Below are 11,731 nucleotides of genomic sequence, written 5' to 3'. Positions count from 1 at the left end.
CGTTGGCTCCCGGGGGCCGGCCCCCGTCGGAGCCTGTGCCACGTTCCGGTGCGACGTCGCCTCTGACCTCGGCCGCGCGCCCCTCTCGCCCGGCCACCCATCCCCGCTTTCCTTCCACTGGTTCCCTCGCAACGGCCCCCTCGGTCCCCAAACGACAGCCCTTGGCCCATCCTTAGCTATATACATTCAGGTGCGTGGCCAGGGGAGAGGAACGCGGCCACGCTCAGGCCGGGCGCGGGCGCGCCCCAGACCATAGGGGGGCAGATGGCTCGATTTCATCTGTTGGAACTGACTCCCGAGCAGAAGGTGATGGACGAGCTGCATGCCTCGGTGGGCAGGCGGCTCGAGGTGAGCTCCCTCGCCCCTTGCCCGGTCGAGTTCACGATGTCGTTCGTCAACATGTGCGCGACACAGAGCTGCGGCAAGTGCACGCCCTGCCGCGTGGGGCTCAGGGCGCTCAGGCACCTCCTGAGCGACGTGCTCACGGGCACGGCGACGATGGCGACGATCGACGAGATCGAGCGGCTCGCCCAGACGGCCTACCTCTCGAGCGACTGCGCCATAGGCTACGAGGCCGGCGCCATGGCCCTGAGGGCCGTGAGGGGCTTCAGGGACGACTTCGTGAGCCACGTGAGCCACAACTCCTGCGCGAGCGCCCTGGCTCCCAGCGTGCCCTGCGTGGCGGGGTGCCCCGCTGGCGTGGACGTGCCCGGCTACCTTGCGCTCGTCCGGGCGGGCAGGTGCGCGGACGCCGTCCGCCTCATCAGGAAGGATAACCCCTTTCCTCTGGTCTGCGGCCTGGTCTGCGAGCATCCCTGCGAGAGGAACTGTCGCCGCGGGATGGTGGACGACCCCATCAACATCCGCGCGCTCAAGCGCTTTGCCTGCGAGCACGAGGGGACTCCCGAGGAGCCCGCTCGTGCCGCTTCGACGGGCAAGAGGGTCTGTGTGGTGGGGGGCGGTCCCGCCGGCCTCAGCTGCGCTTACTACCTGACGCTGATGGGGCACGAGGTCACGGTCTTCGAGGCCCGGCACCATCTGGGCGGCATGCTGCGCTACGGCATCCCCGCCTACCGCCTCCCGCGCGAGCGGCTGGACCAGGAGATCGGCTGGATCGTGGGCCAGGGCGTCACGGTCCGCATGGACGAGAAGGTCGACGCGGTCGGCCTCGCGCGCCTGCGCGAGGGATACGATGCCGTCTACCTGGCCATCGGCGCCCATGGCGACAAGAAGCTGGACATAGCGGGGGAAGGGCTGCCGGGGGTCGAGAGCGCGGTGGACATGCTGCGCTCCATCGGCGACGGAGAGATGCCCGACTTCTCGGGACAGCACGTCTGCGTCGTGGGCGGCGGCAACGTTGCCATGGACGTCGCGCGCTCCAGCGTGCGCTGCGGCGCCGAGCGCGTCTACATCGTGTACCGCCGCCGTGCCTGCGACATGACGGCGCAGGACGAGGAGATCGAGGGCGCCCGGGCCGAGGGCTGCGAGATCCTGGAGCTCAACGCCCCTGTCCGCATAGAGGCCGATTCCGAGGGCAGGGTCGCGGGGCTCGTGGTCCAGCCCCAGCTCATCGGCGGGCACCGCGGGGGCAGGCCGACTCCCCGACCTGCCTCGGCGCCCGAGCGCACCATCGCCTGCGACCGCGTGGTCGTCGCCATCGGCCAGGCCATCGAGTCGGCACCCTTCGAGGGGTTGGGCATCCCCACCTCCTGGGGCCGCATCTCGACCCAGACCGACGCGAGCATCCCCGAGCTCGAGGGCGTCTTCTCGGGCGGGGACTGCCAGACGGGTCCCGCCACCGTCATCAAGGCAATAAACGCCGGCAAGGTGGCCGCGGGCAACATCGACAACTACTTGGGTTTCGACCACAGGATCGAGCTCGACGTCGACGTGCCCGCACCCCAGCTCGAGGACATGGGGCACTGCGCCCGCTGCGAGACCATCCTGCGGGAGGCGGGGGAGAGGAAGCGGGACTTCGAGGAGATAGAGCGCGGGCTCACGCCCGAGGAGGCGCTGCAGGAGTCCTCGCGCTGCCTGCGTTGCGACCACTTCGGCTTCGGAGCCTTCCGTGGGGGGAGGGAGATCCAGTGGTAGGACACGAGCACGAGCAAGGCGAGAGGGACGTCGCGACCAAGGCGGTGAGCCTCGTCGTGGACGGGACGCCCGTCACGGTCCCCGCAGGCACCAGCATCCTGGACGCCTGCCGCGCCGCGGGGTCCAAGGTCCCGACCCTCTGCTACCTGAGGGAGCTGAACGAGATCGGCTCCTGTCGTGTCTGCGTCGTGGAGGTCAAGGGCCGAGAGCGCCTCGTCGCCTCCTGCAACAACTGCGTCGAAGAGGGGATGGAAGTCCTCACCAACAGCCCCAAGGTGAGGTGCGCCCGCCGCGAGAACGTGCTCCTGCTCCTCTCGCAGCATGACGCGACCTGCACGACCTGCGTGCGCTCGGGCAACTGCTCGCTGCAGGAGGTGTCAAACGACCTTGGCCTCGTGGGCATGCCATATCCCACCATCCTTCCCCATGGCTCCTGGCCGCAGGGCTTCCCCCTCATACGCAACAACGACAAGTGCATCCGCTGCATGCGCTGCATCCAGGTCTGCGACAAGGTCCAGGCCTCGCACGTCTGGGGGATCACCAACCGCGCGACCCACACCACGGTGGACGTGGCCGACGGGGCCAGCATCCTCAACGTGGACTGCACGCTCTGCGGCCAGTGCATCACCCACTGCCCGGTGGGTGCGCTGCGCGAACGCGACGACGTGTCCCGCGTCTACGACGCGCTCCAGGACTCCGAGGTGACGACCGTCGTCCAGATAGCCCCCTCCGTGCGCACCTCCTGGGGCGACCATTGGGGCCTGGGGGAGACGGCGGGCATGGGGCGCCTCGTCTCCGCCCTCCGTCACATGGGCTTCGACTACGTGGTCAACACCGACGTGGCGGCCGACCTCACCATCATGGAGGAGGGCACCGAGCTCCTCCGCCACCTGGGCGAGGGCCGTCCCTACCCGCTCATGACCTCCTGCTGCCCCGCTTGGGTCCGCTTCGTGAAGGCGCACCACCCCGAGCTGGTGGACGACGTGTCCACCAGCAAGAGCCCCCAGCAGATGTTCGGCGCCGTGGTGAAGAGCTACTACGCCCAGCTGCTGGGGCTCGACCCCCACAAGGTCTTCTCGCTCTCGATCATGCCCTGCGTGGCGAAGAAGGCGGAGTGCGCCTATCCCAACATGAACGACGCCTGCGGGGACCCCGATGTCGACTGCGCGCTCACGGTGCGCGAGCTCGAACGGCTCCTGAGGGCGGACCACGTGGACGTGGCGAGCCTCGGGGAGGAGCCCTTCGACGAGCCGTTGGGCGTGGGGACAGGCGCGGGCATCATCTTCGGGGCCACGGGCGGCGTCATGGAGGCCGCGCTCAGGACCGCGCACTACCTGGTGAGCGGGAGGCCGCCCAAGGACGACATGTTCGGCGACGTGAGGGGCCTCGAGGGATGGAAGGAGGCCAGCTTCGACCTGGCGGGGACCACGCTCAGGGTGGCCGTCGCTCACGGGCTGGCCAATGCCGACGCCCTCTGCAAGGCGCTGGTCTCGGGAGAGGCCCAATACGACTTCGTCGAGGTCATGGCCTGCCCCGGCGGCTGCGTGGGCGGCGGCGGGCAGCCCATCCACGAGGGGCAGGAGCTTGCCGGCGTGCGCGGGCAGGCGCTCTACGGCTTCGACAGGCGCTCGGAGTGGCGCAACTCCTACGAGAGCCCCGCCGTCAGGCGCTGCTACGAGGAGTTCTTCGGAGAGCCCAACTCCGAGCTCGCCGAGGAGCTGCTGCACACCGACCTCCGGGCTTGGAAGATGCCCGCGGAGTGGATACGCGAGGCGGAGTCCGCCCCGGACGCGGCGCTGGCGAGACGCTAGGCTTCCAGGCACGGGGTTCGCCAGAAAAGGAGGTGGCCCCTCTCGCCCATGTGGGCGAGAGGGGCCACCGTTCGTCCTGGGGCCTGTGCCGGAGGGGCTACTCGGCCATCTGGGCCTGGACGGCGGTGATGGCGACGACGCCCACGATGTCGTCGGCGGAGCAGCCGCGCGACAGGTCGTTGACGGGCTTGGCGATGCCCTGGAGCACCGGGCCGTAGGCCTCGGCGCCGGCGAAGCGCTGGACCAGCTTGTAGCCGATGTTGCCCGCCTCGAGGTCGGGGAAGACCAGGATGTTGGCGTTGCCGGCGACCTTTGACTCGGGGGCCTTGAGGGCGGCGACGCTCTTCACGAGGGCGGCATCGAGCTGGAGGTCGCCGTCGAGGGCGAGCTCGGGGGCCTTCTCGTTGGCGAGGCGGGTGGCCTCCTGGACCTTCTCGGGGACCTCTCCCTTGGCGGAGCCCTTGGTGGAGAAGGAGAGCATGGCGACCTTGGGCTCGTCGCTCATGAACTGCTTCCAGGTGTTGGCCGAGGCGATGGCGATCTCGGACAGCTCTTCGGCGGTGGGGTCGATGTTCAGACCGCAGTCGGCGAAGAGCAGCGTGCCGTCCTGGCCGTACTCCGCCTTGTCGGTGCACATGATGAAGAAGGCTGAGACGAGCTTGGTGCCAGGGGCGGTCTTCAGGATCTGCAGCGCGGGACGCAGGGTGTTGGCGGTGGAGTGGCAGGCGCCCGAGACCAGGCCGTCCGCGTCGCCCATCTTCACCATCATGGTGCCGAAGTAGGTGGCGTCGTCCATCTGCTCGCGGGCCTGCTCGATGGTCACGCCCTTCTTCGCGCGCAGCTCGGCGAACTTCTGGGCGTATGCCTCGTGCCGCTCGCTGGTCCTGGGGTCGATGACCTCTGCGCCCTCGACGTCGATCTGGGAGGGGTCACCCAGGATGACGAGCTTCGCCAGGCCCTCGGCGACGATCTTCCTGGCCGCCTCGATGGTGCGGGGGTCCTCGCCCTCGGGCAGGACGACGGTCTTGACGTCGGCCTTGGCTGCGTCCTTCATGCGCTGCAGAAACTCGCTCATCGACTCTCCTTCTGGTTGTTGTTCCCTGCCCAAGAAGGCCGCTCGGCCCCAATCTATGGGGCCTGGGCCTGGCTTTTGGGTGCAATCCTCCCCATTATAGGGCGGCGTGATAGAATCGACCAAGGAATCGAGCCGCGGGCAGGGGCCTGCAACTCGATTTATTTGTGCGCAGCGCCCGCGTCACGTGCGGGCCGCCCATCGAAGGGAAACGACCATGAACCTCAACGCAGGCCTTCCGGACGACTTCAACCCCTCCTCCTTCGACGCCATCGTCGTGGGGGCCGGATACGCCGGTGCCGTCTGCGCGCGCCGTCTGGCCGAGGCCTGCGGCTTCAAGGTCTGCATCCTCGAGCGCCGCGGCCATGTGGCGGGCAACGCCTACGACTACGAGGACGAGGCCGGCGTGCTGGTGCACAAGTACGGCCCGCACATCTTCCACACCTCCGACGAGCGCGCCCACCAGTTCCTCTCGCGCTTCACCGACTGGACGGAGTACCAGCACAAAGTCCTCGCCGACGTGCATGGCACCCTCATGCCCGTCCCCTTTAACCACACGTCCCTCAAGCTCGCCTTCGGCGAGGAGAGGGGAGAGCGGCTCTTCCAGAAGCTCGTCGCGACCTTCGGCATGGACAAGAAGGTCCCCATCATGGAGCTGCGCGAGAAGAACGACCCCGACCTCTCCGAGGTGGCGGACTACGTCTACGAGAACGTCTTCCTGCACTACACGATGAAGCAGTGGGGCAAGACGCCCGACCAGATCGACCCCTCCGTCATGGGCCGCGTTCCCGTCTTCGTGGGCGACGACGACCGCTACTTCCCCCTGGCGCCCAACCAGGGCATGCCCGCCGACGGCTATACCGCCATGTTCGAGCGCATGCTCGACCACGACCTGATCAAGGTCTACGTGGGCGTCGATGCCCGGGACCTCCTCAGCACGGCGGACGGCGTGGTCAACGTCTGCGGCAGGCCCTTTGGCGGCGAGGTCATCTACACCGGTCCCCTGGACGAGCTCTACGGCTTCGACCTCGGCGCACTGCCGTACCGCACGCTCGACATGGTCTTCGAGACCCTGGACATGGACCAGTTCCAGCCCGTGGGCACCGTCAACTACACCGTGAGCGAGAACTTCACCCGCATCACGGAGTTCAAGCACCTCACCGGCCAGGTCCTTCCGGGCAAGACGACCATCATGCGCGAGTACTCCCGCAGCTACATCCCCGGCGTGGGCGAGACCCCGTACTACATCATCAATGAGCCCGAGAACCTCGAGCTCTACCGTCGCTACCGCGACCGCACGAGCGGGCTTGTCAACTTCCACGTGGTGGGTCGTCTCGCCGAGTACCGCTACTACGACATGGACGGCGTCACCGCCTCCGCGCTCGAGCTCTCCGACGAGATCATCTCCAACCACTAGCCGAGGGTCCCGGTCGAGGTCCGATTGATGTCGCAGACGAGTCAGAAGAAGACGATCAGCTTTGGCGTGCCGTGCTACAACTCCGCCGAGTACATGGACCATTGCATCGGGTCCATTCTCGAGGGTTCGGGCCACGCCGAGGACGTCCAGATCGTCATCGTGGACGACGGGTCCACGAAGGACGACACGCTGGCCAAGGCCCGTGAGTGGGAGGGCCGCTTTCCTGGCTTGGTGAAGGTCGTGCACCAGGAGAACGGCGGGCACGGAATGGCGGTGCTCGCCGCCCTGGAGGCTGCGGACGGCACCTACTTCAAGATCGTCGACTCCGACGACTGGGTCGACGAGGAAGCCCTCCGGGCCCTGCTCAAGACCCTGCGCGAGTTCATTGCCTACGAGACGCGCGTCGACCTCGTGGTGACCAACTACGTGTACGAGCATGCGGAGGACGGCAAGCAGAACGTCGTCGACTACGGGTTCGCCCTTCCCAAGCGCAAGATCATCGGGTGGGACAGGATCGGCCACTTCAACATGGCCCAGAACATGTTGATGCACGCCCTCTGCTACCGCACCGACGTGCTGCGCGACGGCGGGGTGCCCATGCCGGCGCACACCTTCTACGTGGACAACATCTACGCCTACGTCCCCCTGCCGCGCTGCCGCACCCTCTACTACCTGGACGTGGACCTCTACCGCTACTTCATCGGGCGGGAGGACCAGTCGGTGAACGAGGACGTGATGGTATCGCGCATCGACCAGCAGCTTCGGGTCACCCGCGTGATGATGCGCGCCTACCATCTCTACGACGACATACCGAGCCGTCGCCTGCGGAGCTACATGGTGGGCCACTTCACCCTCATGATGGCCGCCTGCTCCATCTTCTCGAAGCTCTCTGACGATCCCTCCGCCATGGACGACCTCGACTCGCTCTGGAAGGAGCTCCGGCAGTTCGACGCGCGCATGTACTGGAGGGCGCGCAACGGGCTCGTGGGCATCGCCATGAACCTTCCCGGAGAGGGTGGCCGAAGGGCCACGGTCGGCATCTACCGCATCGCCCGGAGGCTGGTCAAGTTCAACTAGCCGTCCCTGGCGGACGCCCGCCTCATCGGGGCACCCAAGCGGAAAACTGCGCACGATAGCGTCGAATTGTGAAGACGCGTGACGTTTGCCCAGATGATTCTCGCTCTGGAAAGATACCGTGCGCAGTTTTCTAGCCTGTCGAGCCGTAAAAAGGCCCACCTGCGAAGCGGAGGGGCCTAGTCGCACGACGATCGGCCTGTCAACACCTCACTCGAGGTCGCTGACGGCAGGGAAGCCGTAGGCGCCCTCGGCGGAGCGGACGCCGTCCACGATGGCCTCCTCGAGCGCCCTCGTGGCGAGCATGCCCACCTCGTCGACCGTCACCTCGACCTCTCCGGTCGCCATCACGAAGATGGTGTCGCCGTCGTTGGTGGTGTGGGTGGGCTTGATGGCGTGCGCGTAGGCGTCGGCGGAGATCTGCGCCACCTTGGTGGCCTGGGCCTTCGTGAGGAAGGCGTTGGTCACCACGCAGGAGATGGTCGTGTTGGTCCTCAGGAAGGGCACATGGTCAGAGTGGGCCGCGAGTGACCCCGCGAGGTCGAGGGGACGGCCCTCGTTTGATAGGGTGCCCGCGACGGGGCTTCCGTCCTTTGGGTCGACCACGTTCCCGAAGGCGTTCACCGCGGCGATGGCGCAGCAGACGAGTTCGCCGGAACTTGCGGTCGCCCGTCCTAGGCCGCCCTTCATCGCGTGGGCGGGCCCGCGGAGCTTGCCCACGGTGCAGCCGCAGCCAGCGCCGTGGTTGCCCGCCTCGAGCTCACGGTCCCTCTCGTCAAGCGCACGGGCCACGGCGAGCGCGCCCTCCGCCGTCCCCGGACGGACGTCGGGGGAACCACAGGCGAGGTCGAAGACGCAGGCGGAGCTCACGATGGGGACGACGCCTACCCCGACGTCGAGGCCGATGCCCCTGCGCTCGAGCTTCTCGGCCGCTCCGCAGGCCGCCGCGAGCCCGTAGGCGCTGCCGCCCGACAGCACGACGCAGTGGAGCTTGCTCACGGTCTCCTCGGGCCTCAGGAGGTCCGTCTCCCTCGTGGCGGGGGCTCCCCCTCGCACGTCCACGGCCCCCGTCGCCCCCTCGGGGCAGACGATGGCCGTGCATCCCGTGCCCGCCTCGTGGTTCGACACGCTCGCCGCGAACACGCCCGCAATGGGGAAGGCGGCTCCGTCGATCCTGCTCACTGCGCTCCTCCTAGCACTTGGGCCGCGAGGTCCACCTCGTCGCCCAGCAGGTCCGAGAGCTCGCGGACGAGCCGGGAGACGGGAAGCCCCACGACGTTCTGGTAGTCACCGGCTATAGAGCGTACCAGGAAACGGCCGCGCCCCTGAATGCCATAGGCACCGGCCTTGTCGAGCGGCTCACCGCTCTGGGCATAGGCATCGATCTGGGTGCGCGTGAGCTCCCAGAAGGACACGGTCGTCGTCTCGACGAAGGAGGCCGGGCGGGGAGAGCCGTGCTCGGGCAGCGCTGCCAGGCAGACGCCGGTCGAGACCCGCGACTCCCGCCCTGACAGCTCCCTCAGCATGCGGGCCGCGTCATGCGTGTCCCTAGGCTTGCCCAGGACGTCCCGTCCGGGCATCCAGACGACGGTGTCCGCGGCGACCACGGCCTGGCAGCCGGAGCGCCCGGGTGCTTGGAGCTGGGGGAGGGCAAGGCAGGCCTGTGCCTTCATCCTCGCGAGGCGCTCGACGAGGGCGACGGGAGACTCTCCCTCCTGGCGCGTCTCGTCGACCTCAGGTGGGAGCACGAGGAGCTCGAACCCCGCCTCCTCCAGCAGCTGGCGGCGGCGGGGCGAAGAAGATCCCAGTGCGATGCGCATGCTGTTCCTCCAAGAAAAAGGGAGCCGCGTCAGCGGCTCCCGGGCGTCACGCTCGTTGGTAGCTGTGCTACTCGACGGTGATGGCGCTGACGGGGCAGTTGTCGGCGGCCTCCTGGGCGCTGTCCTCGTTCTCCTCGGGGACCTCGTCGACGATGACCTCGGCGACGCCCTCGTCACCGATGGCGAAGACCTCGGCGCAGGTGGACTCGCAGAGACCGCAGCCGATGCAATCCTCGTTCACAGTTGCCTTCATGGTGGTTTCCTCTCACTCTGAATCCGAACCCAGGCCCCTTACCCAAGTTCTCTAGACCCCTTTGTACTATTACTTCGCCCGGAGCGCTAGTGCCAATGTGGGTAGCGCGCGAGCCACTGGGGCTCGTCCGTCCAAAAGGGACGCCATACGCATGGGCCCACTTCGGGTTGGGCGTGGCGGCCGAAGGTCATCAGCGTCTCATGAATCCGCAACAGCCCAGCTCCGAAAGCGTACGGAACCCCATTGACCGATAAAAGGCCTTGGTCTTCTCGTTGTCGTCGGTCGCAAGCTCTATCTGGCGCACGTCGCCATAGCGGTCGAGCACGGCCTCGACTAGTGCCGTGCCGACTCCCTGCCGCTGCCTCTCGGGGTAGACCAGGACATCCTGGATGAACACAATGGTGAAGCCGTCGCCGACGGCCCTGATGACACCAAGCAGCTCGTCGCCTTCGTAAGCGGCCAAAACCAGCAGAGAATGCACGAAGCCGTTTCGCAGAGCTGCGGGGTCTCTCGTGTATGCCGTCCAGCCCACCGCATCATAGAGCGGCAGTATCTCGTCCTCGCGATAGTCCGTGTACTCCCTTATCTCCATCTGCCACCCCCAGATTCCGACTTCCCCTGCGGCGTCCGGCCCACAGCACGAGCCCCAAGGCACCATCCGGCCTCTTAGAGGCTCTCGGGCCTCAGCCCCGGGCCCTCGACAGCAATGTCACGCACTCGACGTGGAAGGTCTGGGGGAAGAGGTCCACGGGAGTGATGCGGACGGGGGAGAAGACCCCCCTCTCGCCGAAGCGCGCGAGGTCGCGCGCGAGCGTCGCCGGGTCGCACGAGACGTAGGCGATGGCGCGCGCCGGCTGCTCGCTGAGCCGTTCCACCACGTCCTCGGCAAGCCCTGCCCTCGGCGGGTCCACCACGATCACGTCCGCATCGGAGTCCGGGAACTCGCGCCCTGCGTCCCCACCCACGGCGTCGACGTTGTCGAGCCCCGCTCGCTCGAGGTTGCGCCTGAGGTCGCGGACGGCGGGTCCGTATGACTCGACGGCGTCCACCCATGAGACGCGTCGCGCCAGGGGCAGGGTGAAGGTGCCCGCCCCGCAGTAGAGGTCCATGGCGACGTCGCCCTCGTCTGGGTCGAGCCCCTCCATCACGAGTTCGACCAGTCGCTCGGCGCCCTTGGTGTTGACCTGGAAGAAGGAGGGGGCGGAGAGGAGCATTGTCCCACCCGCGACCTGCTCGCCCCAGCAGCCCGCGCCCGAGAGCCGCTCCACGCCCGTCACGCGCCGGGCCTTCTTGGGACCCTTGGTGAGCACGCGCACGACTGAGCTCGCCCTTGTCGCCTCCTGCAACACCTTCGCGACCTGCGCCCGGGGGAAGGGGCCGGGCTCGGTCCACAGGGCAATCTCGACCTCGCGCGTGCGACGGGAGGCCCTGATGCCCACGCGGTCGATGTCGAGCCCGTGGGAGTTGGAGAGGTAGCTCAGCGCGCCGGCGACGGACTTGGTGAGCTTGGAGTGGCGGGCGTCGAGGAGGGGGCAGGAGTCGACCTTGACCACGCCCGTCCCGGACCTGTCATGCATGCCGATCAGGCTGCGCCGTCCGTGACGCTCGAAGGCGAGCTCGACCTTGTTGCGGTACCCCCAGCGCTCGCCGGGGGACTCGCAGGGCGCGACCAGCGACTCAGCCCGAGCGGGGTCCATGTGGCCGATCCTCACCAGCGCGTCCACCGCGCTGGAGCGCTTCTGCTCCAGCTGGGCGCCCTCGGAGAGCCCCGCCCAGGGACAGCCGCCGCAGACCGGGACGAGGGGGCAGGCGGGGCGCACCCGCATCTCCGAAGGCTCGAGCACCTCGGTGACGACTGCGTGGGAGAGGCTCTTGCCGTCCTGGTCCACGCGTGCGCGCACCAGGTCCCCGGGAACGCCGCCGCTCACGAAGACCGCCTTCCCGTCGTCGCGATGGGCGACGGAGTCGGGCCCGTAGGCCATCCTCTCGACCCTGAGCGTGAGCTCCCCTCGCACCTCTTCTGCCACCGGTTTCCCTCCAAGGCTCGTGTCCCGGCCACTTCCGGGTCCCAGAAGATTCTAGCAACTGGCGACCGCCCGCCTCCCGCCCGGAGTGGCGTGATTCTCAGTGGTGAATGAAAATGAAAATCTATAGTATATGTATGGAAGGTTTATTAGATTGAGTCAAGGG

At 67.7% G+C, this 11,731-nt stretch carries 10 protein-coding genes; 4 read left to right on the top strand and 6 right to left on the bottom strand.

Annotation, left to right across the window (positions count from 1 at the left end):
- Positions 1-264: 264 nt before the first annotated feature.
- Complete coding sequence (locus ACMPH2_RS01580) at positions 265-2,094, top strand: NAD(P)-binding protein (protein ID WP_417118433.1); 1,830 nt, start codon at positions 265-267, stop codon at positions 2,092-2,094.
- Positions 2,088-3,905 (top strand): [FeFe] hydrogenase, group A, encoded by a 1,818-nt coding sequence (locus tag ACMPH2_RS01575; RefSeq protein WP_417118432.1) that lies wholly within the window; start codon positions 2,088-2,090, stop codon positions 3,903-3,905. Before ACMPH2_RS01580 ends, ACMPH2_RS01575 begins: the two co-directional genes overlap by 7 nt.
- 97 nt (positions 3,906-4,002) lie before the next feature.
- Here the strand turns inward: ACMPH2_RS01575 and pta are convergent, their stop codons facing one another.
- Positions 4,003-4,980: a phosphate acetyltransferase gene (pta, locus tag ACMPH2_RS01570; RefSeq protein WP_417118431.1), complete on the bottom strand. Its 978-nt coding sequence runs from the start codon at positions 4,978-4,980 to the stop codon at positions 4,003-4,005.
- Positions 4,981-5,194: 214 nt separating this feature from the next.
- Here pta and glf point away from each other — a divergent pair, with 214 nt between their 5' ends.
- Both glf and ACMPH2_RS01560 read left to right on the top strand, forming a co-directional pair.
- Positions 5,195-6,394, top strand: coding sequence for a UDP-galactopyranose mutase (gene glf, locus ACMPH2_RS01565; protein WP_062531262.1), 1,200 nt, complete (start codon positions 5,195-5,197; stop codon positions 6,392-6,394).
- Between the two features lie 27 nt (positions 6,395-6,421).
- Complete coding sequence (locus ACMPH2_RS01560) at positions 6,422-7,471, top strand: glycosyltransferase family 2 protein (RefSeq protein WP_417118430.1); 1,050 nt, start codon at positions 6,422-6,424, stop codon at positions 7,469-7,471.
- 207 nt (positions 7,472-7,678) lie between these two features.
- Here the strand turns inward: ACMPH2_RS01560 and ACMPH2_RS01555 are convergent, their stop codons facing one another.
- The 5 genes from ACMPH2_RS01555 to rlmD all read right to left on the bottom strand — a co-directional run bounded on the left by ACMPH2_RS01555 (position 7,679) and on the right by rlmD (position 11,568).
- A complete protein-coding gene (locus ACMPH2_RS01555) occupies positions 7,679-8,650 on the bottom strand; it encodes a P1 family peptidase (RefSeq protein WP_417118429.1) in 972 nt (323 codons plus the stop codon).
- Positions 8,647-9,288, bottom strand: coding sequence for a Maf family protein (locus ACMPH2_RS01550; RefSeq protein WP_009279126.1), 642 nt, complete (start codon positions 9,286-9,288; stop codon positions 8,647-8,649). The genes ACMPH2_RS01555 and ACMPH2_RS01550 overlap by 4 nt, the downstream gene beginning before the upstream one ends.
- Positions 9,289-9,355: 67 nt before the next feature.
- On the bottom strand, positions 9,356-9,541 hold the full coding sequence (locus tag ACMPH2_RS01545) for a ferredoxin (protein WP_009279127.1): 186 nt from the start codon (positions 9,539-9,541) through the stop codon (positions 9,356-9,358).
- Between the two features lie 190 nt (positions 9,542-9,731).
- A complete protein-coding gene (locus ACMPH2_RS01540; RefSeq protein ID WP_417118428.1) occupies positions 9,732-10,133 on the bottom strand; it encodes a GNAT family N-acetyltransferase in 402 nt (133 codons plus the stop codon).
- Positions 10,134-10,224: 91 nt separating this feature from the next.
- Positions 10,225-11,568 (bottom strand): 23S rRNA (uracil(1939)-C(5))-methyltransferase RlmD, encoded by a 1,344-nt coding sequence (rlmD, locus tag ACMPH2_RS01535; protein WP_417118427.1) that lies wholly within the window; start codon positions 11,566-11,568, stop codon positions 10,225-10,227.
- Positions 11,569-11,731: the final 163 nt, after the last annotated feature.

Source organism: Olsenella phocaeensis (genome assembly GCF_048189965.1).
Classification (GTDB): Bacteria; Actinomycetota; Coriobacteriia; order Coriobacteriales; family Atopobiaceae; genus Olsenella_I; species Olsenella_I phocaeensis.
This window is presented reverse-complemented; position numbering and strand designations above follow the sequence as displayed.

What these genes read in the sequence shown, in the direction of transcription:
- ACMPH2_RS01580 (WP_417118433.1), top strand. Translation starts at nt 265, where the DNA reads ATGGCTCGATTTCATCTGTTGGAACTGACTCCCGAGCAGAAGGTGATG.
- pta (WP_417118431.1), bottom strand. Translation starts at nt 4,980, where the DNA reads ATGAGCGAGTTTCTGCAGCGCATGAAGGACGCAGCCAAGGCCGACGTC.
- glf (WP_062531262.1), top strand. Translation starts at nt 5,195, where the DNA reads ATGAACCTCAACGCAGGCCTTCCGGACGACTTCAACCCCTCCTCCTTC.
- ACMPH2_RS01560 (WP_417118430.1), top strand. Translation starts at nt 6,422, where the DNA reads ATGTCGCAGACGAGTCAGAAGAAGACGATCAGCTTTGGCGTGCCGTGC.
- ACMPH2_RS01550 (WP_009279126.1), bottom strand. Translation starts at nt 9,288, where the DNA reads ATGCGCATCGCACTGGGATCTTCTTCGCCCCGCCGCCGCCAGCTGCTG.
- ACMPH2_RS01545 (WP_009279127.1), bottom strand. Translation starts at nt 9,541, where the DNA reads ATGAAGGCAACTGTGAACGAGGATTGCATCGGCTGCGGTCTCTGCGAG.
- ACMPH2_RS01540 (WP_417118428.1), bottom strand. Translation starts at nt 10,133, where the DNA reads ATGGAGATAAGGGAGTACACGGACTATCGCGAGGACGAGATACTGCCG.